This is a genomic window from Bradyrhizobium sp. 62 (assembly GCF_023073035.1).
GTDB lineage: Bacteria > Pseudomonadota > Alphaproteobacteria > Rhizobiales > Xanthobacteraceae > Bradyrhizobium.
Genome location: NZ_JADPIT010000015.1, coordinates 589861 through 616619, shown reverse-complemented (window position 1 = coordinate 616619; position 26759 = coordinate 589861). Strand labels below are relative to the sequence as shown.

At 65.3% G+C, this 26759-nt stretch carries 24 protein-coding genes and 1 tRNA gene; 8 read left to right on the top strand and 17 right to left on the bottom strand.

The genetic code is table 11. The features are described 5' to 3' along the window. The first annotated feature begins 25 nt into the window (after positions 1–25). Positions 26–1717 carry a Na/Pi cotransporter family protein gene (locus IVB47_RS13390; protein ID WP_027569959.1) on the top strand — a complete coding sequence of 564 codons (1692 nt, stop codon included), beginning with the start codon at positions 26–28 and terminating at the stop codon, positions 1715–1717. 10 nt (positions 1718–1727) lie between these two features. On the opposite strand, the gene IVB47_RS13385 is transcribed toward IVB47_RS13390, so the two are convergent. From IVB47_RS13385 to IVB47_RS13360, 6 genes are all read right to left on the bottom strand, one after another. Further along, positions 1728–2066: a lipid-A-disaccharide synthase N-terminal domain-containing protein gene (locus IVB47_RS13385; protein WP_027517911.1), complete on the bottom strand. Its 339-nt coding sequence runs from the start codon at positions 2064–2066 to the stop codon at positions 1728–1730. Then, a complete protein-coding gene (locus IVB47_RS13380; RefSeq protein WP_027569958.1) occupies positions 2063–2809 on the bottom strand; it encodes a glycosyltransferase family 2 protein in 747 nt (248 codons plus the stop codon). Before IVB47_RS13380 ends, IVB47_RS13385 begins: the two co-directional genes overlap by 4 nt. A 63-nt stretch (positions 2810–2872) precedes the next feature. Further along, positions 2873–3718, bottom strand: a complete 846-nt coding sequence (locus tag IVB47_RS13375) for a phosphatase PAP2 family protein (protein WP_027569957.1) — start codon at positions 3716–3718, stop codon at positions 2873–2875. Position 3719: 1 nt separating this feature from the next. Then, complete coding sequence (locus tag IVB47_RS13370) at positions 3720–5462, bottom strand: glycosyltransferase family 39 protein (RefSeq protein WP_247462061.1); 1743 nt, start codon at positions 5460–5462, stop codon at positions 3720–3722. A 50-nt stretch (positions 5463–5512) separates the two neighbouring features. Continuing rightward, positions 5513–7639, bottom strand: a complete 2127-nt coding sequence (pbpC, locus tag IVB47_RS13365) for a penicillin-binding protein 1C (protein WP_247360940.1) — start codon at positions 7637–7639, stop codon at positions 5513–5515. Between the two features lie 11 nt (positions 7640–7650). Beyond that, entirely contained in the window at positions 7651–12855 is a 5205-nt protein-coding gene (locus tag IVB47_RS13360) for an alpha-2-macroglobulin (protein WP_247462059.1), read from the bottom strand. A gap of 402 nt (positions 12856–13257) precedes the next feature. Here IVB47_RS13360 and IVB47_RS13355 point away from each other — a divergent pair. Beyond that, a tRNA-Arg gene (locus IVB47_RS13355) sits at positions 13258–13334 on the top strand. 464 nt (positions 13335–13798) lie between these two features. On the opposite strand, the gene IVB47_RS13350 is transcribed toward IVB47_RS13355, so the two are convergent. Then, positions 13799–14164, bottom strand: a complete 366-nt coding sequence (locus IVB47_RS13350; protein WP_247462058.1) for a hypothetical protein — start codon at positions 14162–14164, stop codon at positions 13799–13801. A gap of 15 nt (positions 14165–14179) precedes the next feature. Beyond that, positions 14180–15463 (bottom strand): hypothetical protein, encoded by a 1284-nt coding sequence (locus tag IVB47_RS13345; protein ID WP_247462055.1) that lies wholly within the window; start codon positions 15461–15463, stop codon positions 14180–14182. A 139-nt stretch (positions 15464–15602) separates the two neighbouring features. Between IVB47_RS13345 and IVB47_RS13340 the strand changes: the two genes are divergently transcribed. After that, positions 15603–15830 carry a DUF2171 domain-containing protein gene (locus tag IVB47_RS13340; protein WP_063994351.1) on the top strand — a complete coding sequence of 76 codons (228 nt, stop codon included), beginning with the start codon at positions 15603–15605 and terminating at the stop codon, positions 15828–15830. Positions 15831–15955: 125 nt separating this feature from the next. Here IVB47_RS13340 and IVB47_RS13335 read toward each other — a convergent pair whose 3' ends face one another. Both IVB47_RS13335 and IVB47_RS13330 read right to left on the bottom strand, forming a co-directional pair. After that, positions 15956–16174, bottom strand: coding sequence for a hypothetical protein (locus IVB47_RS13335; protein ID WP_027569948.1), 219 nt, complete (start codon positions 16172–16174; stop codon positions 15956–15958). A gap of 233 nt (positions 16175–16407) precedes the next feature. After that, positions 16408–16557 (bottom strand): hypothetical protein, encoded by a 150-nt coding sequence (locus IVB47_RS13330; RefSeq protein WP_197031201.1) that lies wholly within the window; start codon positions 16555–16557, stop codon positions 16408–16410. A 246-nt stretch (positions 16558–16803) separates the two neighbouring features. Between IVB47_RS13330 and IVB47_RS13325 the strand changes: the two genes are divergently transcribed. After that, positions 16804–16965 (top strand): hypothetical protein, encoded by a 162-nt coding sequence (locus IVB47_RS13325; protein ID WP_199198412.1) that lies wholly within the window; start codon positions 16804–16806, stop codon positions 16963–16965. A gap of 106 nt (positions 16966–17071) precedes the next feature. On the opposite strand, the gene IVB47_RS13320 is transcribed toward IVB47_RS13325, so the two are convergent. The 3 genes from IVB47_RS13320 to IVB47_RS13310 form a co-directional block, all read right to left on the bottom strand. After that, positions 17072–17857 carry a hypothetical protein gene (locus tag IVB47_RS13320; RefSeq protein ID WP_247397899.1) on the bottom strand — a complete coding sequence of 262 codons (786 nt, stop codon included), beginning with the start codon at positions 17855–17857 and terminating at the stop codon, positions 17072–17074. Positions 17858–18040: 183 nt separating this feature from the next. Further along, positions 18041–18289: a hypothetical protein gene (locus IVB47_RS13315; protein ID WP_247434577.1), complete on the bottom strand. Its 249-nt coding sequence runs from the start codon at positions 18287–18289 to the stop codon at positions 18041–18043. A gap of 76 nt (positions 18290–18365) precedes the next feature. Continuing rightward, the gene (locus IVB47_RS13310; RefSeq protein WP_247286132.1) at positions 18366–18602 is read right to left on the bottom strand and encodes a hypothetical protein; all 237 of its coding nucleotides are present in this window, start codon (positions 18600–18602) and stop codon (positions 18366–18368) included. A gap of 268 nt (positions 18603–18870) precedes the next feature. Between IVB47_RS13310 and IVB47_RS13305 the strand changes: the two genes are divergently transcribed. After that, a complete protein-coding gene (locus IVB47_RS13305) occupies positions 18871–19218 on the top strand; it encodes a DUF6481 family protein (RefSeq protein ID WP_247462053.1) in 348 nt (115 codons plus the stop codon). Between the two features lie 138 nt (positions 19219–19356). Here the strand turns inward: IVB47_RS13305 and IVB47_RS13300 are convergent, their stop codons facing one another. Continuing rightward, the gene (locus IVB47_RS13300) at positions 19357–19599 is read right to left on the bottom strand and encodes a pentapeptide MXKDX repeat protein (protein ID WP_007610178.1); all 243 of its coding nucleotides are present in this window, start codon (positions 19597–19599) and stop codon (positions 19357–19359) included. 329 nt (positions 19600–19928) lie between these two features. Between IVB47_RS13300 and dctP the strand changes: the two genes are divergently transcribed. The 3 genes from dctP to IVB47_RS13285 are packed head-to-tail and all read left to right on the top strand — an operon-like array spanning position 19929 to position 22857. Continuing rightward, entirely contained in the window at positions 19929–20951 is a 1023-nt protein-coding gene (dctP, locus tag IVB47_RS13295) for a TRAP transporter substrate-binding protein DctP (RefSeq protein ID WP_247397891.1), read from the top strand. After that, positions 20948–21502: a TRAP transporter small permease gene (locus IVB47_RS13290; protein WP_027517812.1), complete on the top strand. Its 555-nt coding sequence runs from the start codon at positions 20948–20950 to the stop codon at positions 21500–21502. The genes dctP and IVB47_RS13290 overlap by 4 nt, the downstream gene beginning before the upstream one ends. Then, positions 21499–22857: a TRAP transporter large permease gene (locus tag IVB47_RS13285; protein WP_027569941.1), complete on the top strand. Its 1359-nt coding sequence runs from the start codon at positions 21499–21501 to the stop codon at positions 22855–22857. Before IVB47_RS13290 ends, IVB47_RS13285 begins: the two co-directional genes overlap by 4 nt. Before the next feature lie 47 nt (positions 22858–22904). Here IVB47_RS13285 and IVB47_RS13280 read toward each other — a convergent pair whose 3' ends face one another. The 3 genes from IVB47_RS13280 to IVB47_RS13270 all read right to left on the bottom strand — a co-directional run. After that, on the bottom strand, positions 22905–23816 hold the full coding sequence (locus tag IVB47_RS13280; protein WP_247462051.1) for a hydroxymethylglutaryl-CoA lyase: 912 nt from the start codon (positions 23814–23816) through the stop codon (positions 22905–22907). Between the two features lies 1 nt (position 23817). Then, positions 23818–25821: an acetyl/propionyl/methylcrotonyl-CoA carboxylase subunit alpha gene (locus tag IVB47_RS13275; RefSeq protein WP_247462049.1), complete on the bottom strand. Its 2004-nt coding sequence runs from the start codon at positions 25819–25821 to the stop codon at positions 23818–23820. 4 nt (positions 25822–25825) lie between these two features. Beyond that, positions 25826–26759, bottom strand: a 934-nt coding sequence (locus IVB47_RS13270) for a carboxyl transferase domain-containing protein (RefSeq protein ID WP_276576871.1), incomplete at its 5' end; no start/stop codon positions are given.

Here is a 26759-nt window from a genome sequence, read left to right as displayed (position 1 = left end):
ATCGACTCCAATCCGGACTCGGAGCATGGGAACGTTGGTACTGCTCGATCTGATGGGCGGCGTGGCGCTGTTGCTGTGGGGCCTGCACATGGTCCACAGCGGGATTCTGCGCGCCTTTGGCCCGGACCTGCGACGGCTGCTCGGCAAGGCGCTTGGCAATCGCTTCAACGCGTTTGCCGCCGGTCTCGGGCTGACGGCGCTGCTCCAGAGCAGCACCGCGACCGCGCTGCTCACGAGCTCGTTCGCAGCCGAGGGCCTGCTCAGCCTGGTCACCGCGCTCGCCATCATGCTCGGCGCCAATGTCGGCACGACGTTGATCGTGCAGGTGCTGTCGTTCAACATCGCCGCCGTCGCGCCGGTCCTGTTCGTGCTCGGACTGGTCGCCTTCCGCGTGGGTCCGCGCTCGCGGATCAAGGACGTCGGCCGTGTCTTGATCGGTCTCGGACTGATGCTGCTGTCGCTGCACATCCTGCTCGACACGCTGGCGCCGGCCGAGAACGCACCGGGCGTCCGCGTCGTGATGTCCTCCATCACGGGCGATCCCGTTCTGTGCATCGTGATCGCGGCGCTCGTCACTTGGGCGGTGCATTCGAGCGTCGCCAGCGTGCTGCTGATCATGTCACTCGCCTATTCGCAGTTCATCTCGCCTTACGCGGCGCTCGCACTGGTGCTTGGCGCCAATCTCGGCAGCGCCATCAATCCCGTGTTCGAAGGCGCCAAGCGTGACGATCCCGCCAGCTATCGCCTGCCGGTGGGCAATCTCGTCAATCGCGTGATCGGGATCGCCCTGGTCCTACCCTTCCTGGGCCCGATCGCCGAGCACATGCACGCCTGGCAGCCGGATCTCGCCAGGATGACTGCGGCGTTCCATATCGCCTTCAACGTCGGCACCGCCATTATCTTCATCGGCCTGCTCGACACCATGTCGCGCCTGTTGACCCGGCTCCTGCCCGATCGTGTGCAGGAGGCCGATCCGGCCCGGCCGCGCTATCTCGACGAGACCGCGCTAGAATCGCCGTCGCTGGCGCTGGCCGATGCCGGCCGCGAAACCCTGCGCATGGGCGATCTCGTCGAGATCATGCTGCGCAAGGTGATGGCGGCGATGATGAGCGGCGACCGCGCGCTGGTCGACCAGGTCTCGAAGATGGACAACATCGTCGACGGTCTCGACGAAGCCATCAAGCTCTACGTGACGAAACTCATGCGGGGCAGCCTCGACGAGAGCGAGGGCCGGCGCGCGATGGAGATCATTTCCTTCGCCATCAATCTGGAGCATATCGGCGATATCATCGACAAGAGCCTGAGCGAGCTCGCGACCAAGAAGATCAAGCGCCGCTTCCAGTTCTCGCCCGAGGGCGCCGAGGAGCTCGCCGCCTTCCACAAGCGCACGATGGATTCGCTGCGCATCGCCTTCGGCGTCTTCATGTCGGGCGACGCCAACGAGGCACGCAAGCTGCTGGTGGAGAAGACGGCGCTGCGCAACACCGAGCTTGCCGCCGTCGAGCGCCACCTCGACCGCCTGCGCGAGGGCCGCCCCGAGACCATCGAAACCACGTCGCTGCATCTCGACGTGCTGCGGGACCTGCGCCGCATCCACTCGCATATCTGCTCGGTCGCCTATCCCGTGCTCGACGCGGCCGGCGAGCCCCATCGCAGAACCGAGACGGAGACCGCTGCCCTGCCTGCGACAGGCGCGGCGTCAGCGCTGCCGCGCTAGTCGCCTTGGATCAGCGCTCCAGCGTCTTTGACGCCCGGCCGCGGTTCTTCACGATCAGCATGATGTTGCGAATATAGATGACGGTCGCCAGCGCCTGGCCGAGGATGATCACGGGTTCGCGCTTGACGACGCCATAAACCAGCGTCATCAGCCCGCCGCCCATGGAGCAGAACCAGAACGCCATCGGAACCACGCTGTTGCCGGCGCGCTCGCTCGCGATCCACTGCACCAGGAAGCGTGCGGTAAAGAACAGCTGCGCGACGAGGCCGAACGCGAGCCAGAAGTCGAACTTGGCCACGAAGACGTCGTAGAAATAATTGCTCAGCGCCTGACCGTATTGGATGATCATGCCTTCACCTCAGTCACATCCGGCGTCGGCTTCTTGCGGCGGATCAGCCACCACACGCCCACGAGATCCATGATGCCGATCCACAGCCGGTCGAAGAAACCGTAGTTTGACACGCCGGAGCGGCGCGGCCGGTCGATCACGTCGACATAGGCGATCTCGTAGCCCTCGCGGCGCACCAGCGCCGGCAAAAAGCGATGCAGCCCGTCGAAATAGGGCATCATCAGGAACACCTCGCGCCGGAACGCCTTCAGGCCGCAGCCGGTGTCGCGCGTACCGTCCTTCAGGATCGCGTTGCGGACGCCGTTGGCGACGCGCGACTGGAATTTCTTGAAGCCGGTATCCTTGCGGCCGACGCGTTGTCCGGCGGCGAGTCCGACCTTGCTTCCGTTCTCGACGGCCGCGATCAAGTCCGGCAGGAAGGCCGGATTGTTCTGCCCGTCGCCGTCGAGCGTCGCCACGATCGCGCCGCGTGCCGCACGCACGCCGCTGCGCACGGCCGCGGATTGGCCGCCTGATTTGGCATGGCGCAGTTGGCGCAGATTGTCCCGCTGCTTCATGACCGCGCAGAGCCGTTCGCCGGTCGCGTCGGTCGAACCGTCATTGACGTAGATGATCTCATAGGCCCAGCGGCCGTCGAGCGCCGCGCCGATCTCCTCGATCAGCGGCACAATGTTGTCGGCTTCGTTGCGCACGGGAACGACGATGGAAACCGAGGGCTGGAAAACCGAAGGCTGGGACGACAAATCGAAGCTCGTGGTTGGAATTGGCTTGGCTCGGGAACCGGCGGGCCCGGCAGGCAGCCGCTTTTATGGGGCGGATGCCCCGTGGGCAACCCTTTTGAGGCGGCCCGAGACCGCCCCTGCAAGAGGCACAATGGTGCCGTCGGCACGGATGGCAAAGCCGAGCCTGCGGGCCGCGAACCAGTAGCGCACCGCCATGGCGCCGACCATGCCGACCAGGGCGCCGGCCACCACGTCGCTCGGGTGATGCGCGAGCAGCACCAGTCGCGTCAGCAGGATCACGATCGCGTAAGTGAACATGAATACGCGCAGGCGCGGCCATAGCGCCGAGACGGCGAACGCCAGTGCGAACGCCGTCACCGCATGACCCGACGGCAGACTGGCATAGGCCCCCGTCCCCTCGAATGGGATGAAGTTGAACGGATTGGCTTTGCCGCCGACGAACGGACGTCCTCGACCGATGAGATATTTCAGGATCTCGGCGACGAATATCGGCACGGCAACAGACAGAAACATGAACTGCAGCCGCGTGCCGAGGCCGAGCAGCAACGCGCGGCTTCTGCCGCGCAATCCCGCCGCAACCAGCGCCAGCACCACCAGCCCGCCCCCGAGCACGGAGAGCACATACTCGTCCTTGCCGAAATCGGTCAGGATGCGGATCGGCCACAGGCCCGGCGTGCCGCGCGCCGGCATCAGCTGGATCTCGGTCAGGTCGAACACGACCATCAGCGCGATGACCAGGGCTGCACCTGCCGCACTGAGCCATAGCGAATGCCGCGCCAGCTTTCGCGCGGCCTCGGCGCGGCGCGAATGCGAGGGCGTACGCACGAGCTGCGCCAGGGCGCGCCCCGACAGCGTGAGCAATTGCGCGGGATAGCTCGCGCGCGGCGCGATGTCGGTGGGTGCCGACATCCTACTCGGTGCCTTCCGAGCGGAAGATCGAGATCGAGATCGCACGCCCTTGGGAGAAATTGTAGCCGTCGATGCGCGTACCAACCTTGTAGCGCAGCCCGATCGCCTCGGCGCGCTGCACGAAGCCGCGCTCCGAACGCTGCTCGATCAGCGCGAAACGGCAACTCCCCTGCCGCAGGAAATCCGCCGCGCCCGAACCGTCGGTGAGCACCGTCTGCGTGCCCGTCAGGAAGACGAGGCTTGGCTCGTGATAGCCGGCCGCGGCCGCCTTCGGGCCGACGCAGGTGACGTTGCGAAGCGCGCGTGCGATCTCGATGCTGGGAAACACCGGCGTCAGCGACGGCAGCACGATGCCGTAGACCGTCACTGCGAGCATCAGGGCTGCGACCAGCGCGTTGAGCAGCGAGCGCTCGGCGTGATTGTTGTCGTGGAGCCACCAGGCGAACAGGCCGAAGATCAGCGAGGCCGCGATGAACGGCCACGCCACGAAGGCCGGTTGCCGCGTCAGCATCACCGCGCCGACGACCGCGATGATCGAGCCGCCAACGGGGATCGCGAACCACCAGGCCGAGCCGCGCATCAGCCAGGACCAGGACAGCACGCGCCGCTCCAGCGCGCCCGCGGTGAGGATCGCGATCGCAGGGTACAGCGGCAGCACGTAATGCGGCAGCTTGGTCAGCACCACCTCGAACACGATCCAGGACGGGACCAGCCAGGCCAGCAGGAATTGCGCGCCGGGCTCGCGCCGCGCGCGCCAGACCGCGGGCGCGGCCATCGCGGCGAGCGGCGCGCCGGGCCAGAACGTGATCCAGAACAGCACCAGGTACAGTCCGGGCGGCGCGCCGTGGGATTCCTGCGCGCCCAACTTGCTCAACATGTCGCCGCCGACGGAATCGGCGAAGAAGGCATCGCCCGCGCGCCAGAAGATCGCGACGAACCAGGGCAGCACCAGCACCAGCATCCACATCAGGCCCCAAAGCGGGCGCAGCTTCCATAGCCAGGAGGCATCGCGGTCCTGGATCGCGAGCGCGACGATGGTGAGGCCTGCGAACATCAGGATCAGCGGGCCCTTGATCAGGATGCCGACAGCGAGAGCCGTCCAGAGGATCGCGGGCCAGCTCCATGGCGGATGCGTCTCGTCCTCGGCGCGCTGCCACGACAGATAGGCCCGCGCCATCGCGCCCATCGCGGCGACCACGCAGAACAGCAGCATCGCGTCGGTCTTCGCAAGCCGCGCCTCGACGCCGAGCAGCACGGAGGCGCACATCAGAAGCGCTGCAAGCACCGCGGCGCGCCGCGTGACGAAGCCGAGCGCCGTCCAATAAGTCATGAGCACGGCACCGATGGCGCCGATCAGCGAGGGCAGCCGGTAGACCCAGATTCGCAATTCGGCCTTCGGCAGACCGAGCGCCGATGCCGTCTCGACCGCGACCGCTTGCAGCCAGTAGATCCCAACCGGCTTCTTGTAGCGGACGTCCTCCTGAAAGCGGATGTCGACATAATCGCCGCTCTCGACCATCTGCTTGGTGGCCTGCGCAAAGCGCGCCTCGTCGCGGTCAACCGGCGGAATCGTAAAGAAGCCCGGCAGGAATAGCAGCAGCGCGCACAGCAGCAGGAAGCTCACCGCGCGGACGTGGCTGGCCGTGGCGATATCGAACATGGACACGAGCCGGCTGCCCGGATTCACCGGGGATTTCGGCTCGCGCGGAGCTCCAAAACGGGGTGCTGGGTAGGTCTCGGCCATCGGTTCCGCTTACGCTGAAACCGCCATCGCCACAACCGCTTGAGGCAGGGTCATTGAATTCGAATGACAACTGTGTCCGCGGCGCCCGTGGCGTCGATGACGGTCAGCCGCGCAAAGCCGGGACCGGGCGGATCGATCAGCCGCTGGCGCCGTCCGTCTATCTCGCCCTGCGCCGTTCCGTTAACCATGACGGTCATGGGCAGGACGCCGCCGGCGACTTTGACTGGCATGGCTGCGCCCGCCTCGCCACCTGAGCGATCGACGTCGATCCGCGAGCCGTTCAGCGGAAACTGGATGTGCAGGGCCTGTTCGCCCCCGGTCCGCACCAGATCCCCGACCGGGCGGAACCGCCTCAAGGGCAACGGCAGCTTGGCGTTGCTGGCAACCAGGGTCCCCTTCGGTGGCTTCGGCAACGGCAGGAGCGTCTTGCCGGTCCGGGCGAAGGCGTCGAACAGGATCGGTGCGGCGGCAACCCGACCGATCAGGCCTGGAACCGGCGCACCATCGGGCCGGCCGACCCAGACGCCGATGGTCATGCGCCCGTCAAAGCCCATCGACCAGGCGTCGCGGTAGCCGTAGGAGGTGCCGGTCTTGAAGGCGATGCGGTTGTGAGCCGCGTTCTCCGGCGGCGGGGTGCCGAGCAGCACATTGCCGACCTGCCAGGCCGCGACCTGATCGAGCAGCCGCAGCGGCTCGCGGTCGTCCCTGTCAGTTATGATCTCGCGCAGCGGCCTGGTGGTGCCGAGCCGGGCGAAGCCCGCATAGAGCTGGGCGAGGTCCTGCAGCGTCACGCCGACGCCGCCAAGGCCCATGGCAAGTCCCGGCGCCTCGTCTTTGGGCAGAACCAGATTGCCACCGGCCTGGCGCAGCCGCGAGGCCAGCCGGCTCGCGCCGACGCGGTCGAGCAGGACGATCGCGGGCACGTTCAGCGACAGCTGCAGCGCCTTCTTTACCGGCACCGTGCCTTGGAACGTCATGTCGAAATTCTCCGGCGCGTAGGAGCCGAAGCGCACGGGTCGATCGTCGATCAGACTGTCGGGATGAACGAAGCCGTCCTCGAAAGCGAGCCCGTAGATGAAAGGCTTCAGCGTCGAGCCCGGCGAGCGGACCGCGCGGGTCATGTCGACCTGCCCTGCCCGGCGCTCGTCGAAATAATCCGCCGAGCCGACGCGCGCGAGCACGTCGCCGCTCTCATTGTCGAGGACGATGATGCCGACCGAGATGTTCGGCCCCAACGCAATGGCACGATCGCGCGCCAGCGGCTCCAGCACCTTCTGCAGGTTGGCATCCAGCGTCAGCTTGATGACGGGGGCGTCCTTGACCGTCGCGAGCGCCGCATCGGAGGCATGCGGCGCCAGGATCGGCATCGGCTTGCGCAGTTTCGGCACGGGAACGGCTTTGGCCTGCTTGGCATCGTCGCGGCTGATCTGTTGCTCCTCGACCATGCGGTCGAGCACGCGGTCGCGCGCTTTGCGCGCCGCATCGGGATAGCGATCGAGCCTGCGGGTCTCCGGGGATTGCGGCAGCGCGACCAGCAACGCGGCTTCAGCCAGCGACAACCGCTTCGGCTCCTTGCCGAGATAGGCGATCGAGGCGGCGCGAATGCCTTCGAGGTTGCCGCCGTAAGGCGCGAGCGCGAGATACAGATCGAGAATCTGCTCCTTGCTCAAGCTGCGCTCGATCTCGATCGCACGCACCATCTGCCGCAGCTTTGCATAAAGCGAGCGCTGCCGCCGCGGCTCCATCAGCCGCGCCAGCTGCATCGAGATGGTCGAGCCGCCCGAGACGATGTGGCCGCGGGTCCCAAGCTGAAACGCAGCGCGCCCCAGCGCCAGCGGGTCGATGCCGTCATGTGCGTAAAAGCGCTGGTCTTCATAAGCGAGCAGCAGCTTGAGGTAGGTCGGATCGACATTCGCCTTTGTCTCGACCGGCAACCGCCAGCGCCCGTCCGCCATCGCATAGGCGCGCAGCAGCTTGCCGTTGCGATCGACGATGGTGGTGGAGACCTGGCGGGCTTCGTCGAAAGGCAGCGGGCCGAGGGAGTAAACCCACGCGACGAAGCCGACGATGGTGAGGATGAGCGTGAGCGCGAGGCCGGAGAGGAGGCGATGGCCCCTGCCCCTTGCTCCATCATGGCCGGGCTCATCCCGGCCATCCAGATTTTCTCTCCCGCTCATCTTGCCATCACTCACTTCGCCGCCCGCACCTCGACCGTGCCGGTCCCGGTGCGGCCGTAGCGCGAGGGATTGTACATGTCCTCGACATAGGCTTGCGGCAGCACGTATTTGCCGGGCGAGACCACACGCACGACATAGGCCACCGTGAACACCGCCTTGGAATCCGAGGCCCGGTCGACGGCAGCCGTGAAGCGGTCGTCGCGGAACTCGGTATCCTCGGGCTCTTCGCCATCCTCGATCCAGCCCAGCGTGCCGCTGTCACCCGACGACACCAGTTTTGGATTGTCGATCTGCCGGCCGGCCTGGAGATAGTCGGACACCATGATGTGGCCGTACTCGGGCTTGGCCTCGGTGATCTTGAGCACCACGGCGAAGCGGTCGTTCTGCTTGACCTTGCTGATATCGGCGGGCTTGCCGTCGAGCGTGAAGAAACTGCGCTCGATCTTGAAGCCGTTCGATGCCGCGGGCTCCGGCGTCACCGGCGAGCCCGACACCGAGACCACCGCCTGCACCGGCGCATCACCGGTGTTGGTGATCTTCAGCGGCTTGCCTTCCAGGGTCGCAGCCTTGTAGCTGCGGTACAGCGCGGTCTTGACCGGCTGGCCGTCCACCTCCATCGACAGGTTCTCCTTGGCGAGCGCGCGCGCCGCCAGCACCAGCCACGCATTCTCCTGCGTGGAGGTGTAGGGCGTCAGCCCGCGCGCGGTCTCGACCCGCGACACCGCCTGCGTCAGCGTCGCCTTCGGGGCATTGCCTTCACTGGCAAGCGACACCAGCGCTGCGGCATCGCGGAGCTGCGAGCCATAGTCGGTGCGGCCGAACTCCAGCACCGGCTTTGGGGCGAGACTGTCGAGGGCTGCGCCATAGACCCGCTCCGCACGGTTGCGGTCGCCGACCAGCGCGAGCGCCGCGGCGAGCTGCGATTTCGCGATGGGAGTTGCGAGGTTGCTCAGCTTGGTGTCGGCGAGATAGCGGAGGTCGCCGATTGGCGCCGCGCCGTTTCGCGCAAGCACATAGAGGCCGTAGGCGAGATCGCGGCCGCCGTCCTTCTCCGGCTCGTTGCCGTTGACGACGGAGTTGCGGATACGATCCAGCGCAGTCTTGAACAGCACATCCGGCACCACAAAACCCTTTTCGCGGGCGCGGGTCAGGAAGTCCGTCACATACGCATCGAGCCAGGCATCGTCACCACCGGCCGACCACAGCCCAAACGAGCCGTTCGAGCCCTGGCGAGCCAGCAGCCGCTCGATGGCGTCGCGGATGCGCTGGTCGACCTCGGTGTCCATGGCCAGATGCGCGCCGACAGCGAGCTCGTTGACATAGAGCAACGGCATCGCCCGGCTGGTGATCTGCTCCGAGCAGCCATAGGGATAGCGGTCGAGCGCTTTGAGGATCGTCGCTGCATCGAGCGCAGTGGACAGGCTGGCTGAGACCGAGACGCTGCCGGTTCCCGGCACGAGATCGGCGAACATATCCGAGGTCAACGTCAGGCTCTCGCCCTTCGCGAGCGTCCGGATCGAGCGCCGCGCCAGGACTTGCGTCGCCGCCTTGACGTCGAGCGCATAATGGCGCGCCAGCGCCAGGCCATTCGGCCCCTTGATGTCGACGTCGAGCGTCGCCTGCCCCGCCGCCGTCGCGTCGATAGCGAGCGAGAAGGAGTTGCGCTGCTTGGCGGCGAGCTTGACCGTGGTTGCGGGATTGCCGGTCATCTTCACCGGCCCGCCCGTCTTCACGTTGATGACGTAATCGCCGGCCTGCCCTTCGACATTGTCGATCTCGAGATTGACCGTGCCGTGGTCGCCGTTGAGCAGGAAGCGCGGCAGGGTCGTGGTCAGCACCACGGGATCGCGGATGACGACGTCGATGTTGGCGCGACCGAGCTTAGTCGCGGTCCACGCCACCGCCATCACGCGCGCGGTGCCGGCGAACTCCGGAATATCGAAGCTCACTTCTGCCGTGCCGTCGGCGGCAACGGTGACGATGCCCGAATAGAGCGCGAGCGGCTTCTGCGCGGGCGGCGAGCCCTGGAGCTCGGCGGCACCAGCGTCGCCGCCGGACTTGATCTGCCCGCGCGTGCCCGACATGCCGTCGATGAGTTGCCCATAGAGATCGCGGATCTCCGCGCTCAGGCGGCGCTGACCGAGATAATAGTCGTCCGGCGCGGGCGGCTTGTAATTGGTGAGATTGAGGATGCCGACGTCGACCGCGGCGATGACGATCTTGGCGTCCTCGCCCGGATTGAGCCCGTCGAGCTTGACCGGGATCTTCAACATCGCGTTCGGCCGGATCAGAGCCGGCGGCGTCAGCTTCACCTGGAGCGTGCGGGTCTGCTTGTCGATGCCGAACCATTTGAGGCCGATGGCACGGCCCGGCATGCGTTGCGCGGCCGCATCGAGCGGACGGCGCAGCGTCGCCACCACATAGGCGCCGGTGCCCCAGTCCTTGCCGACCGGGAGCTTCACCTGGGCGGTGCCTTCCTTGACGTCGATGGTCTGCGTCGTCAGCAGGCGATCGCCGAGCACGTTGACCGTCAGCTTGCCGGCGCTGCGGACGTTGACCGACACGGTCATCGTGTCGCCCGAGGCGTATTGCGGCTTGTCGATCGAGGTCTCCAGGAGGTCCGGTGTGTCGGCGCTGCCGTCGGAATACCAGCCGACGTCGAACTGCACCGAGGTCACCGGGCCGTCGGCGTCGTTCGACTTCACATCCAACCGGTAGCGGCCGGGCCGTGGGGTCAGCGCAATCCGCGACGGCTTGTCCGCGGCAACGGTCACGTCGCCGTCGGAGACGCGCGAGGTCGATTTGACCGGCTCGTACTCCCAGTAATTGCTCTGGCGATACCACTGGTAGCGCGACTCCATCTTCAGGAGCTCGTAGCGCAGGCCGTCGCGGCGAAGCCTCTCACCCTCGGGCGAGACGAACACGACATCGAACTCGGCCTTGTCGCCCTCGGCGACGTTCTTGTCGCCGAACAGCGGCTTGATGCCGATCATGGCAGCAGCAGGCGCGACCGGCAGCACGATCTTGCGTTCGACGGCGCGGCCGCCGGTCTCGACCATGCGGACGAAGATCTGCGCCTCCTGTGGTCGCGTCGAGGTCGGCTGCTTGTCGAGCGTGACCGGGAAGGTGGCAACGCCGTTGGCGTCAGCTTCCGGCAGGTTCTCCAGCGGCGTGCGCTCGTTCGAGGTGGTCTCCTCGTCGGCGACGCCGAACTGGTAGCCGGCAAAGCCCGGCCGCTCCGACGCGGGCGCGACCAGCATGTCGCCTTCGAGCGCCAGCCCGGAGGCCGGCGCGCCATAGAGGAAATGACCGTCCGCCTTAAGCTCCACTGGAGCGTTAGCTTTGATCAGCTTATCCTTGGCAGACAAGTCGAATTCGATCCGATCAGGGACGTAGTCCTCGACCATGAAGGTAGTTTCGCCGACCGAAGAGCCCTTCGGATCGGTGAAGGCGCGCACCCGCCAGGTCCCGGTCGGGACGGCCGAGTTGAGCGGCACGGACAGGGTGCGCCCGCCGGCGCCCTGGTCGGCCAGCACGGCGCGGCGGTATTCGACGCCGTCGGGGCGCTCGATCACCAGGGTCATCGGCCCGCCGGTGACGGCGTTGCCCTGCCCGTCGCGCAACAGCGCGGTCAGATAGACGGTCTCGCTGGAGCGGTAGACGCCGCGCTCGGCATAGACGAAGGCGTCGGCGCCCGCAGGCACGGCCCTGCCCGAAACGCCACGGTCCGACAGGTCGAAGGCGGAGGACTTGAGGCTGAGGAAGGCATAGTCGGCCTTCTCACCGGTCACAGTGAGCATCGCCGGCGACAGACCGCCCTCGCCGCGCGCAAGCCCCGCCTCGAACAGCAAATGGCCGCTCTCATCGGTCTTGCGGGTGGCCAGGATCTCGTTGTTGCGCGCGACCAGCCGCACCTCGGCCTTGCCGACCGGATCGGTCGAGGCCAGCGAATTCACGAAGACATGGATGCCGTCATTGCCGGAATAGGCCGTGACGCCGAGATCGGACACGATGAACCATTGGGTGGCGAGCTGGTAGTCGTCGTCCGAGCCCGGCCCCTTGGCCGCGGCCGTCATCACATAAACGCCGGGCTGCAGTTCGCCGAGCGCCTGATCGACCGGGAATGCGGTGGTGACGTCCTGGTTCAGCGTCATCGCGGTCGCGAGCTCGCCGGTCCAGACTTTCACGCCGCGCTCGCCGCCGAGATCGCTGAGCTGGTATTTCGACAGAGTCTTCTGGAAATCGCTGTCGACCACCGTGTTGATCAAATTGCGGTCGCCGATCCGGAACACGTTGACGTTGACGGCTGGCGTGTTGACGCTGACCACGGGAATGCCGCGCTGGCCGGTCCTCGGCAGCACATAGGCGCGGCTGGTGAAGCGCACGAACGGCTTGCGGTCGCGCACATAGACGTTGAACTCGGCCGATTTCGGCAGGCCCTCCTTCACGGTGGACGGCAGGCCGGCGCGCAGATTGATGTTGTAGCGCTCGCCATGCTTCAGCCCGTCGACGCAGAGCTGCTTGCCCTCGGCCGACAGGGCCGGCTTGTCCTGGCCCGCCAGCGCGAGGTACGGCGCGAAATCGGTGCGTTTCGCCAGCTCCTCCGAGAACTGGAAGCAGGCGCGCGGACTGGCGGAGTCCGAGTCCACGGTGTAGTCGAGCAGCCGAAAACCGTGCTCGTCACGCATCTTCTCATATTGGCCGCGGACATCGGCGACCTCGCGCATGTCGAGCGACAGCCGCAGCGCATCCAGCGCCGGCCGCCACAGCTTGCGTTCGGACAGCGACTTGCCGAGCACCGCGAGCGCGTCGGCCTCCTCGCCCGCATTAGCGGCACGCTGGTAAGCGATGTAGGCGGCAGTCGAGGCGCGCTCCAGCAGGAACGTCTGCTCGCTCGAACTCTTCGGCGATATCTGGAAGATGACTTTCGCCAGCCGCAGCCAGTTGCCGGCATCCTCCGGCGTGGTCGCCGCGATCTGGCCGAGCACCGACAGGCCGGTGCGATAGTCGTTGCGCCGGAAGGCAGCATCGGCGTCGGTGCGCAAGCTCGCGCCAGTCTTGGCGACCGGCCCCGCCTCGCCCTTGATCTGCGCCTCCAGCTTGATCGCGGAATCGGCGAGGTCGTCCCGCTTGAAGGCTTTGTCGGCGGCCTGCGCTACGCTCAGGCCGAACGCCAGCGTGGCGCAGAGTGTGACGGCGCGAACAAGACCGATCATGGATGGACTCCCGGAAATCGCGGACGAACGCCGCTTGTCGCATGAAATGCGTGGAAAGGTGACGGACTCAAGGCGATGGAACCAAAGGTGCAGATCGTCGCATTCGCCATGACAAGGCAGGCCCAGAGGAGACCGATCAAGCTACCGCCGCGCACGCCGTCCTGATGGCGCAGCAATACCCGACCAGTCGTCCGGCGGCCGTGTCCCGGAAGCTGGCCAGCGTTCCCGGCGATGTGATCCATCGTCCAGTCCGCTGTCGCTCAACCCGGCACCCTGACACCCCACCGTTCCGCTTTGTCGCGGCTTCGCGGAAAACGGTTCGGTTCAGGCTTGGCGAAAGACGATATTTTTCATAATGGCATGGTAGATGAACAGCCGGCCCCAACCAGGGGGGCTCAAGACGGTCCCGTAGCTCAACTGGATAGAGCATCAGATTTCTACTCTGAGGGTTGCAGGTTCGATTCCTGCCGGGATCGCCATTTTCAGGTTCAAGCGCTCATGGTGAGCCCGGTCTACGACGCGCGCCCGCAGGGTCCGCTGTCCTTCACGAACGCGTGGGTCGCCTCGCTCCGGGCTTTGATCCGGGCAAACGAGCCCTATCTGTCCGCCGAGCGACGTGCGCCCGATAAGGACTTCGATGCCACTATCCGACTTGACGAGAATGGCTATCGCATCTGCGGTGGCGGTTGTGGCAATATCGTTTCTGGCAGTTGACGCGGGAGTCGTGAACTCCGGTGCGGTCACAAAGTCCATCGCGACGGCCCGGGCCACTATCGCGGACGCGGCAGCGAGTCAGCATCAACTCGCGTTCGCCGTTCAGGCGTGGGCGCGTCGCGACCACCAGAAGCCGGCCGTGGAAGAATGCCTGGCGATCGATTGAAACAGCGCAGTTTGTAGCCGCTCTCGTCTCGCGGATGTATGCGCAACGTAACAATCATGTTTGTTATAGGCCGTTATTCCCCCGGATGAAGATCGTCCAAATCCACCCGAACAGTGCGCTCAAGGCGGCGACCGATGCGGCGATTGCCGCGGTCCGAGTCCACCAGATCTGCCGCTCGTGCCGTTCGATATCCGCCTCGGATTTTTGATTATCTTTCCAGTTCAGCCATTCCTGGGCGAACCCGATCGTCATGACGGGCGCGGTTCCGATCGCGATCGCTCCTGCGGATGCCGCGTCGGTCTGGGCGAGGCGCGCTCGGACGTTGGCTGCACCCGTCTTTTCAAGCACCGCAAGCCATTGCTGGGACTGTTCGTCTGAAACATGCCATGTGCATTCCCTGTAAGGAAACGGCTTCGGTCGCTCTGTCATGGCCTTGCACCGTACTCACCCTTCAGTGTTGCCCTGATGTCGCGCCCACCACTCGGCGATCGCCGCCGCAAGCGCCTTCCACACCTCAGTCGGCAGATCCGGCACCGCCACCCGGACGCTGTACCGATCCGTAGTCGCATCGTGAAACCACTCGGTAGCCGCGAAATCGAAGCCAAAACTGCCGGCGTGGCGAATGGGGAAGCCTTTGCCGCTTAGGTCGCGGCTCATGTCGTCGGCCGCCTGCCGCGCGGTCGCCTCATCGAGGGCGCGCCTGCCGCGAAGCGTGACATAGAGGCCGTGGGTGAAATGCAGCTCGGCCGAGAGCGAAGCGAGCTCGGAGGCGAAATATCGCGCCGTGTGGCGACCGTTGCGCAGGATTGCCGCGACGCGCCTTTTCGTCAGGGCCCAATAGGCCGCCGAGCCCACGAATGGCGGGAAGTGCGCTGGCAACGCCGCGCCACCGAGAAGCCGGACGGCATTGCGGGTTTCCGCCGCCAGGCTTTCGGACAGCAGCTGGCCTGCCTTGAGGTCCTTCCGGCTCCAATGCACGAAGACGGCAGAGCCCAGCCGGCCATATTCCACGCCGAGCGAATCCAGCTTGTTGTGACTTCGCACCAACACGACGGGGATGTCCCATCGCGCGGCCCATCTCAGGACGCGCCGGATACGCCCTGACCTGCCGGCGAAACATGTCGTGTCGAAGATCAACAGGTCGAGCCCCGAACCGTCGCAGCGCAGAGCCGCCTCGAACGCCCCGGCAGGGGCGCATGAATCCAGCAGCAGAAGCCGTGGCGCGGCCGCCGCATCAAACGCTTCGCCCAGCGGCAGCCTGGCGGTCACAAGCCGCAAATGGGGGACGAGGCTCTCGATCAGCTCCACTGTCTCGCCGTAGGTGCCCGGCAGCACTACGACGTCTGCCTTGCCGATAGTTCGTGCGGACGCGAGCAGCAGTGCGGAGATCGCGGCCATGCCGGAAGCGGTATAGATCGCCTCGCTCCTGCAGCCCCGCTCGAGTTCATAAAACGAGGGACCGCACACCTTGAGGTCCGCGCGCTGATAATCGTAGCTGAACACGAACGGACCGCTGGAGGGAGACGCTGCGTGCGACCAAGCCGTCTCCGTCGCCTTCCAGTCCTGCAGCGCATGCTCCGCGCGCAGCGCGGCGGCGAGCTGAAATTTGGAGTCTACAACCTCCTCGACCGATTGCGGCCGAGCCAAATGCAGCGGGTTCCTCAGGCAATCGTTCAGCAGCCCGATTTCCCTGTGCTTTCGTTTGAGATAGGCCTCGGAGGTCTCCATGCGGATCTTGATGATGGTGGTCTTGGCAATTGCGACTGCCTTTCAACGTTCGGCGAACGCATTGGCTCCAACAGCCGGGCCCGCTCATCCTTGCAACAAAGACCGGCCCTCGCCGTTGACACTTCATAGGGAGAACATCATGAGCGAGATCAGAGAGCACATGAAGATCATCGGCAAGGACGGCGCACCTGTCGGCACCGTCGACCGCGTCGAGGGCAACCGCATCAAGCTGACGCGGAAGGACAGCCCGGAAGGTCACAAGGACCATCATCATTACATCGACACGAAATATGTGGGTGCTGTCGAAGGCGATGTCGTCAAGCTCTCGGTGAATGCCGACGCGGTGCCAAAGTCGGAAGCTGCCTGACACACTGCAGCCCTTTGCAGGCTTTTTGTTTATTCACGATCCTGCTCCGCTTCGTTCCGCGAAACGAATCGCGATCGGAAATCGTCATCCGAACGAGTCTTAACGTCGCGTTTCGGCGACTTGCGTCAGGCGTCGAGCGTCACGAGCACGGGCCGGAAGCGGTAGGCATCGATCGCGGCGTTGGACAGCAGCAATCGTCGCCTTTCGCCAGCCAGCATCATGCGGTCGATCCTGTGCAGGATGAATCGGGCCGCGTCCCTGCGCTCGCCAGTCAGCAGGCCGGATTGGTCGAGATACTTCCAGGCAATCTCGAAGGATTGTGCGCGCAACTCGGGATCGGTCATAGCGGCTCAACGTCGCCGGGAAACCGACGTTCCACCTGCACGCGCCTCCCGCTCGGTCGTCCTTGATCTCGCGCGAAAAGAATTGAGGGGGCGCGGAACGAACCTGCGATCGACGCGTTCGAAATCCAGTGGTGCCGATTTGCCAGCCCCGATCGGCTCTCGAGAACCCCGTGCTTGTCCCCCCGAGCACGGGGTTTTTCTGTGAATACGGGTTTTGTCGTAAGAGCGTGAGCTCAGTCCGTCCGCTCTTCGCGCCGGTCGCGGGCGAGTTGATGCCAGGCCAGGGCCAGCTCGATGAGACGTTGCCGGTCGGGACCTTCGGCCGCCACGGCGCGCTTCATCGCCGCCTCGGCTTCATGCTGTGGATCGTACTTGGTACACATGAAGCCAATTCTAGCCGGACGATCTGGACAAGCGCGTGGCAATTTCGTCCGTATGATTGCGGGGTTAATGCCTCCCCACACGGATTTGCGACGCGATCCAACTCACGCATCTGTCGAACGACCGGCAACCATTGTGGGCTTGACGCGCACCGATCTGTGAAGTGCGTCACAGCCGGCGCCCGGTGTCTCCGCTAAACAGTCTTCAGCGCTCCCAGAGAGCGAGAAGGCTTGGGAGATATTCCCGTCATGACACAAGAAGCCGCAGCCGAAATTGCCGTCCCGACGCGGCGCGAACGATCCGACCCGCTCGGCATCGCATATCTGGCAACCATCGGCATCGTGATGCTGGCCTGGATCGCAGGCCTGGTCTGGGCCGCGATCGCGTTCTTCGGCTGGCTGGTGTCCTGAGGCGCGGGCCGATCCTCTTTAATTCCGGGCCAGCTGACGGCCAGCGCCAAACGAAAAGAGGCGGGATCTTGGCCCGCCCCTTCGCTTCAGCTCTCGCCTGGAGTGCTCAGTAACACGCGCGGGGATCGGCCTGCACATACTGGCCGCTCGGATAACGGTAGTAGCAGTTGCCCTGGGCCAGATAGTAGCCGGGGCGCGAAGCAGCCGTCGCGCCGGCGATCGCGCCGGTGGCACCGCCGATCACGGCGCCTGCGGCCGCACCCGAGGCGTTGCCCGAGATCAGGCCGCCCAGCACACCGCCGACAATGGCGCCGCCAAGGGCGCTCGCGCCGGGGTCGGCTGGCGGCGGAGGCGGCGGCGGTTCGTAGGCGACGGGCGGGGCGTAGGCGACCGGCACGTCGTCGTAATAATCCTCCGAAATGTAGGCCGGGGGCCCCTCCATCCGCTGCGGATAATAATACCGCGCGCCGCCCACATCCCACCACCAGCCGGAGCGGCCGTTGTGGACCTCGTGGCGCCAGCGTCCGCCATCCCAGGCGAGATGGCCACGATAGGCATGTCCGCCCCAATCGCGCGCCGGCGCGGGACCCCTGGCGTAATTGCGTCCGGGCGGCGGACCGCCGGCATTGCGCGGCGCAGGACCTGCACCTGGACCTGCATGACCAGGACCGCCAGCGTGGGGCTGGCCGCCGGGCTGTGGCGCGGGCCGGACAGCCTGCTGCGGCGGCGGACCCTTGCGCATGTTCTGAGGCGGCGCGCCGCCGCCTGGCCCGGCCGATGGCTGGGCGGCGTCTCTCGGCGGTCTGGCGTCCTGAGCCTGCGCCGGGACGGCGAGCAATGCCATGGCCGAAACCAAGGGAATGATGATCTTGATGCGACTGGACGCACTCATGCGTGCTTGCCCCCTACTCTCTCGATTGCCGTCAATGGCCGTGATGCCTCGCGCGATAGACGATTCGGCTCGCGCTGAGCTGATGCCGGCTGACATGACTGACCTGCTTTGGTCGCCCAGTCCCGTTACAAATGATTAAGATCACGACATTTTTCCGTCCGCCCGGGCCGCTCTGGAGTGCCTCTAGCGGGCCGGCTCGATCACATTGCAGTTGCTTCGCCCGGACATCAGGCAGTCCTGCATCTTGCTCGCGGAGGTGAGATCGCGGGCGAGCCACCAGCCGACGCCGAGGATCACGATCGCGATGATCAAGCCGGCGATGGCGCCGCGGCGGTTGTCACCGGCCTGAGGTTTTGGAGGGGATTTGAGCTTAGCGCCCGATTCGGGCTTAGCTTTGGACTTAGGCTCGGAATTGGCTTCGGACTTGGACATGGCTGACCGATTACGGGGCGAGCGGGCTTTATCACCTCTGCGGGGTGGCGTCACATCCCGCCCAAGCTTCTCCCGGTTAGCCTCGAGTGGGCCGGATCGCTTCCTTGCGCGAGGTTTCGACCGCCGGGATCGCCTGCTGGACCCGCGGTGCGCAGGTCGTAAGTACAAACGCGGTCTGGGTGCATTCCCAATCTGCACCCAAGACGGCACTTTCGATCGGCTGCGGGCCAGCGAGGAGCAGCGCCGCACCGGCCAGGGCTGCCACCGCGACGGCGATTGCGAGCGCCTTCAGGCTCAGTCTTGAGATCGTCATACCCGTGCTCCGCGTCTCATACCCGGGCGGACGCTAGGCACCGCCCTGGTGCCCCCTTATGAGGGACATCACAATTCGGCAGTTTTTCGGGGCTACGAGAGATCGTCGGGGGCGGCGATTTTCGTCTACCTGATCGGCTGCGATTATAGGTGGCATCACGGCGCGCGCCGATGTACACGCATCTGCGTCGCGCGGCGCCCGCTATGCCCAGCCGACGTACCAACAGGCAGTGATGTAGGATCGAAAGCGAGGATGACAAGGTTCGCCGATGAGTGGATTTAGGGAACCAGGCTTCTCCGACCGGCAAAAGGCGGCACAGGAAGCACGCAAAAACCTTTTGAACAAATTCAAGTCGCAGCCGGGGCCGGATGATCCCGCGGTTGTGGCGAAGCGTGCGGAGCGCGAGGCCCTTGCGGCCAAGCGCGCCGAGGCAAAGGCTACGCGCGAGACGGAAAAGGCCGAGCAGAAGCGCCTTCAAGAAGAGGTTGCCGCGCTCGAGGCCGCGCGGATCGCCCGCGAAGCCGAAGAAGCCGTCGCGAAGGCGGCCGAAGCCGAGGCCGATCAAAAGGCCAAGCGAGACGCCCGCTACGCCGCCCGTAAGGCGAAGCGCAAGTAACGTTCGCAAGTCTAACGCTCGCAAGTCACGTTCAATTGAATTTGGACTGAAACAATACTCCGGGGGCGGTCTACGTGACCGCCCCCGGATTTTTGGCGCGCGTCTGCCTGTCGCAAGCGGCTCCTCGACGATGGAAGATCAGTGCTTCTTCATCATCCCGTCGTCTTTCTTCATCCCGTCCTTCGACATCGTGTCCTTCTTCATGCCGTCGTCCTTGGACATGGTGTCCTTCTTCATGCCGTCCTTGGACATCGTGTCCTTTTTCATCATGCCGTCATCCTTGCCCATCTTGTCCTGGGCAAAGGCAGCCGGCGACAGCGCGAGGCCGAGCGAGAGAATGGCCGCTGAAACGCCGAGCGCGATGCGGGTACGAATGGTCATGACTGGTCTTCCCTTCCAGATGAGGTTTGTCAGCGACGGACGCCGCTATCTGATCTCGACGGATTGCCACGGGGCGTTGTTACGCGGCCGCTGATAAATTTCCGCGGCAATTGCCGCTGATGCAGTAAATCAGAAGTGTGCAACGCAGCATGGCCGGCACTTGCCGCGGCATTCGGTCTCGAACTATCAGATGAGAGAACATTGTCCGAAAGACCGGCTAGGATGGGCTTCAGCACGGTCTCAAAGACCAACCCAAAATCACGGCAAACAAGGCCCTCCAAAGAACCGTCCAAAAAATCGTCCAAGAAACCGTCCAAGGGAATCACGCCATGCTTACGCGCCGCCACCTGATTGCGACCGCCGTCGCCGCACCCGCCATTCTCCGTTTCGGCACCGGCACCGCGCATGCCGCGACCACGCTGAAGATCTCGCATCAATTCCCCGGCGGCACCGTCGATAAGGGCGATTTCCGCGACCGGCTCTGCCGCATGTTCGCCGCCGAAGTCACCAAGCGCAGCAATGGCGACATCGCCGCCGAGATCTATCCGAACTCCTCCCTGATCAAGACCAACGCGCAGTTCTCCGCGATGCGCAAGGGCGCGCTCGACATCAGCCTCTATCCGATGCCCTATGCCGGCGGCGAATTGCCGGAAACCAATATCGGCCTGATGCCGGGCCTCGTCACCACCTACGACCAGGGCATGCGCTGGAAGAAGGAGCCGGTCGGCAAGGCCTTGACCGACTTCCTCGCCGACAAGGGCATCATCCTGCTCAGCTGGGTGTGGCAGGCCGGCGGCGTCGCCAGCCGCTCCAAGCCGATCGTGGCCCCCGAAGATGCCAAGGGTCTCAAGGTGCGCGGCGGCTCTCGCGAGATGGATATGGTGCTGCAGACCGCCGGCGCATCCGTGCTGTCGGTGCCCTCGAACGAAATCTACGCAGCGATGCAGACGGGTGCCTGCGATGCCGGCATCACCTCCTCGACCAGCCTGATCTCGTTCCGCCTGGAAGAGGTCGCGAAATCGCTGACCTCGGGCGCGGGCGCGTCCTACTGGTTCATGCTCGAGCCGCTGATGATGTCGAAGGCGATCTTCGACAAGCTGCCGAAGAACCAGCAGGACGTCCTGCTCGCAGTCGGCACCGAGCTCGAAGCCTTCGGCCGCAAGGGCGCGCAGGACGACGACGTCGAGGTCGCCAAGGTCTACGAAAAGGCCGGCGCCAAGGTCTCGGTGCTCGATGCCGCGACCGTTGGCAAGTGGCGTGACATCGCCCGCGACACCGCCTGGAAGGACTACGGTGCCAAGACCGCGACCTCGGCCAACCTGCTCAAGCTCGCGACCGACGTCGCCGCATGAGCCACGGTCCGCTTCCGGATCGTGACGACCAGGCAAACGCTGCCGCAAGGACCGGCCTTGCGGCGGCGATCGATCGCGGTCTCGCCATCCTCAACAACATCATCGTCGTGTTCGCAGCGATTGCGCTGATCGCGGCCTGCGCCATCCTGAGCTACAGCGTGCTCAGCCGCGCCTTGTTCAAGGCCGCCAATTACTGGCAGGACGAGGCCGCGGTGTTCCTGCTGGTCGGCGCCACCTTCATGACGGCCGCCTACGTGCAGCAGAACCGCGGTCACATCGGCATCGAGGCGTTCGTCGGCCTGCTCTCACCGCTGGCGAACCGGATCAGGCTCTGGCTGGTCGATGCCGTGACGCTTCTGTTCTGCGCTTTCTTCGCCTGGAAGTCGTGGACACTGGCGCATGAAGCCTATGTCGACGGCCAGGTCTCGAACTCGATGTGGTCGCCGCCGCTGGCCATCCCCTATTCGCTGATGGCGTTCGGCATGAGCCTGCTCTGCGTCCAGATCCTCGTGCAGCTTGCGCTGCCTTTCGCTGGAGCCAGGCGTTCATGAGCGTTTTCGGTATCGGCCTCGCGTACGGGATCGCGACGTTGGTCGTGATGTTTTCGGGCATGCCGATTGCGTTCGCGCTCGGCGCGGTCGCGGTCGTGTTCATGGGCATCTACATGCCCGCCGCCTCTCTCGATACGGTGACGCAGAACGTCTACGAGGAAATGGCCTCGATCACGCTGCTGTCGATCCCGCTCTTCATCCTGAAGGGCGCCGCGATCGGCAAGTCGCGCGCGGGCCAGGATCTCTACTCGGCCCTGCACGCCTGGCTGCACCGCGTCCCCGGCGGCCTCGGCGTCGCCAATGTGTTCGCCTGCGCGTTGTTTGCGGCGATGGCGGGCTCCTCGCCCGCGACCTGCTCCGCAATCGGCTCGGCCGGCATCCCCGAGATGCGCAAGCGCGGCTATTCCGGTGGTTTTGCCGCCGGGATCATCGCCGCCGGCGGCACGCTCGGCATTTTGTTGCCGCCGTCGATCACCATGATCCTGTTTGCGGTCGCCGCCGAAAAATCGCTGGGACGGCTGTTCCTCGCCGGCATCGGGCCCGGCCTGCTGCTGGTCTCGCTGTTCGGCGTCTACGCCGTGATCCGCTTCCGCCAGGAATACGCCGCGGCCGAAGCGATCTACAAGAACGGCGGCCCGGAAGCTGCGATCCTCGCCCGTGACGAATACACGCTCGCGGAACGTTTCAGCGTGCTGCCGCGCGTGATCCCCTTCGTGCTGCTACTCACCGGCGTCATGATCGCGCTCTATGGCGGCTATGCGACGCCGTCGGAGACCGCTGGCCTCGGCGGCCTCTTGGCGCTGGCATTGATCGCGGCGATCTACAGCGTGTGGCGTCCGAGCGACCTCGCTCCAATCCTGAAATCAACGATCCGGGAATCGACCATGCTGATGATGATCATCGGCATGTCGCTGCTCTACTCCTACGTGATGAGCTATCTCCACATCTCGCAATCGGCCGCCGAATCCGTCGTGGCGATGCATCTGCCGCGCTGGGGACTCTTGTTCGCGATCCTCGTCATGGTCGTCGTACTCGGCTTCTTCCTGCCGCCGGTCTCGATCATTCTCATGACCGCGCCGATCATCCTGCCGCCGCTCCGCGCCGCCAATTTCGACATCATCTGGTTCGGCGTCGTCATGACCATCGTGATGGAGATGGGGCTGATCCATCCACCCGTCGGCCTCAACATCTTCGTCATCCGCAACGTCGCGCCCGACATTCCCTTGCGCGAAGTGATCTGGGGCACGTTGCCGTTCGTGCTGCTGATGATGGTCGCGGTGCTGCTGCTGTGCTTCGTGCCGGAGATCTCGACCGGGCTGCCGGACCTGGTGATGGGGCCGGACGGGAGCAGGTAGCTGCTGCGTCCACCGTCATTGCTTCGCTGCGCTCGCAATGACGGGAATTAGGAAGTCGCGCGCTTGCTCCTAGCGTTCAGCGCGGACGCCACGCGGCTCACGGGCGGTTTGCCCAGCACGCCGCTCATCTCGTTCGTCGCCGCCAGCAACCGATCCATGTCGACGCCCGTCCTGACCCCCATGCCCTCGAGCATATAGACGACGTCCTCGGTCGCGACATTGCCGGTCGCGCCAGGCGCGTAGGGACAGCCGCCGAGGCCGCCGGCGGCGGCGTCGATGACGCGGATGCCCTGCTCCAGCCCGGCATAGAGATTGGCGAGTGCCTGGCCGTAGGTGTCGTGGAAATGCATCGCGAGGTTGGCGGGAGGGATGTTGGCGCTGACCGCGCGCAGCATCTCCTTCGCCTTTTCGGGCGTGCCGACCCCGATGGTGTCGCCGAGCGAGATTTCGTAGCAGCCGAGCTCCCACAGCGTGGTGGCGAGATCGGCGACGGCTTTCGGCTTGATCTCGCCGTCGAACGGACAACCGAGCACGCATGAGATATAGCCGCGAACCGGCACACCATCGGCCTTGGCGCGTGCCAGCACCGGCTTGAACCGTTCGATGGACTCCGCGACCGTGCAATTGATGTTGGCCCGCGAAAAGCCCTCGGAGGCCGCCGCGAACACCGAGACGATCTTGGCGCCGGCCGCGCGCGCGGCGTCATAGCCCTTCTCGTTCGGCACCAGGACGTGGAATTCGGCGCCGGTCAGGTGGCTGACGCCGCGCAGCACGGCGTCCGAGCTCGCCATCTGCGGGATCGCCTTAGGCGAGACGAAGGCGCCGACCTCGACTGTATTGAGGCCGGCCGCGACCAGCGCCTCGATGAAGGCGATGCGGGCCTCGACGCTGACCGCCGTCTTCTCGTTCTGCAGGCCGTCGCGCGGCCCCATTTCGATGATGCCGACGGGATCGCTCATCTCATTCTCCGGAAGGCTCGACCACGGCGAGCTCGACGCCCTCCTGGACGATGTCGCCGACCTTGCATTTGATGGACTTCAGCACGCCGGCATAGGGCGCGCGCAGCGTCTGCTCCATCTTCATCACTTCCAGCGTCAGGATCGGCGCGCCCTTCTCGAGCTTGGCACCCTCCTCCGCCAGCACGGCGACGACGGTACCCGGCAAGGGCGCCGCGATCTTGTCCGCGCCGGCCTGCTCCTCCATCTCGCCGCCGAACGGATCGACCCAATGCAGGTCGAATCGCCCGTTGCGCGTGCGCAAATACAGCTCATGACCATCGATCACGGCCGCGACCGACGTTTTGACGCCGTCAAGCGTCAGATCGAAGCCGCCGTCCTTCACCACGATCGTGAACGCCAGCTCGCGCTCGCCGATCACCAGTGTGGACGGGCCGCTGCCGTAGTTCAGCCTAACCTTCTGCTCCGGCCCGTGGCCGACGCGGAACGCAAAGCTGCGCTGGCGGCGGCCGACCGGCATCCAGCCAAAGGTTTGCCAGGGCGAATTCGCTTCCGCCTGCGCGGCCTGCCGCTCGTCGTTGATCACGGCGGCCACCGCGGCACACAGCTCGAGCTCTCCCGGCGCCGGCGTGGCCTGCGTCAGCACCGCCAGCTCGCGCTCGATGAAGCCAGTGTCGATCGCATTCGCCCTCACCTTCGGATGCGTGATCAGGGCGGAGAGAAACGGGATATTGGTGACGATGCCGCGAACGTCTGAGTCCTCAAGCCCGCGGTTCAGCCGCTCGATCGCGACATCACGCGTCGGCGCCCAGGCGATCATCTTCGCTAGCATCGCATCATAGTACGGCGAGACGGCATCGCCCTCGCGATAGCCCGCGTCGATGCGCAGGCCGCCGGTTTCCGCGGGCAACCGCCAGGTCGAGATCTTGCCGACCGAGGGCATGAAGTTCTTGGTCGGGTTCTCCGCGTAGACCCGAGCCTCGACGGCATGTCCGTTGAGCTTGATCTGATCTTGTTTGAGCGGCAGCGCTTCGCCGAAGGCGACGCGCAACTGCCACTCGACCAGGTCGATGCCGGTGATCAGCTCGGTCACGGGGTGTTCGACCTGGAGACGGGTGTTCATCTCGATGAAGAACACGTCCTTGCCGTCGGAGACGAACTCGATAGTGCCGGCGCCGACATAGTTGACGGCCCCGGCCGCTTTTCGCGCGGCGGCGCAGACCGTCTCACGTTGGGCGGGATTGAGCGTCGGCGACGGCGCCTCCTCGATCACCTTCTGGTGGCGACGCTGCAGTGTGCATTCGCGCTCGAACAGCGACAGCAGATTGCCGTGGCTGTCGCCGATCACCTGCACCTCGATGTGGCGGGGATTGTCTACATATTTTTCGATCAGCATGCGGTCGTCGCCGAACGCGGCCTTGGCCTCGCGCTTCGCACTGACGATCGCAGGCGCGAGTTCATCCGCCGAGCGAACGATGCGCATGCCACGGCCGCCGCCGCCGGCGGAGGCCTTCACCAGAATAGGGAAACCGACCTTCTCGGCGGCCTTCGCCAGCGTCGCATCGTCCTGGGCCTCGCCGTGATAGCCGGGCACCAGCGGTACGCCGGCCTTCTCCATCAGCGCCTTGGAGCCGGACTTCGAGCCCATCGCGGTCATCATCGCGGCGGTGGGGCCGACGAAGACCAGGCCGGCGTCGAAACACGCCTGCGCAAACTCGGCATTCTCCGACAGGAAGCCGTAGCCGGGATGGATCGCCTCCGCGCCGGTCTTGCGCGCGGCCTCGATCAGCCGCTCGACGTTGAGATAGCTGTCACGGGCACGTGCGGGACCGAGCAGCACGGCCTCGTCGGCGAGCGCGACATGCATCGCGTCGCGGTCGGCCTCGGAATAGACGGCCACGGTGCGCAGGCCCATGGCGCGCGCGGTGCGGATCACGCGGCAGGCGATCTCGCCGCGGTTGGCGATCAGGAGCGTGCGAAAACGGCGGTAGAGCTTTGAGCGGTCCATCGCATCACATCCTGAACAGGCCGAATTTCGTCGGCTCGATCGGCGCATTCGACGCCGCCGAGAGGCCGAGGCCGAGCACCAGCCTTGTATCGGCCGGATCGATCACGCCATCGTCCCAGAGACGCGCGGTCGCATAATATGGATGACCCTGACTCTCGTATTGCGCGCGGATCGGCTCGCGGAATTTATCTTCGTCTTCTTTCGACCAGCTATCGCCCTTGGCCTCGATATTGTCGCGCCGGACCTGGCTCAGCACCATCGAGGCCTGCTCGCCGCCCATCACCGAGATGCGCGCATTCGGCCACATCCAGAGGAAGCGCGGCGAGTAGGCGCGGCCGCACATGCCGTAATTGCCGGCGCCGTAGGAGCCGCCGATCACGACGGTGAATTTCGGCACCGACGCCGTCGCGACCGCCGTCACGAGTTTCGCACCATCCCGCGCGATGCCGCCAGCTTCGTATTTCTTGCCGACCATGAAGCCCGTGATGTTCTGCAGGAACACCAGCGGAATGCCGCGCTGGCAGCACAGCTCGATGAAATGCGCCCCCTTCAGCGAGCTCTCGCTGAACAGGATGCCGTTGTTGGCGATGATACCGACCGGAAAACCCCAGACGTGGGCGAAGCCGCAGACCAGAGTCGTGCCGTAGAGCTTCTTGAACTCGTCGAACTCGGAACCATCAACGACGCGCGCAATGATGTCGCGCACGTCGAACGGCTTGCGCCCGTCGACGGGCACCACGCCGTAAATCTCCTCCGCCGCGAACAAGGGATCACGCGGCGGATGCATGTTGAGGTTTGGTCGTACCGATGGCTTCAGCGTGCCGACGATGCGGCGGGCGATGCCGATCGCGTGTGCGTCGTTCTGGGCATAATGATCGGTCACGCCCGATTGCCGCGAGTGCACGTCGGCGCCACCAAGCTCCTCCGCGGTCACCACT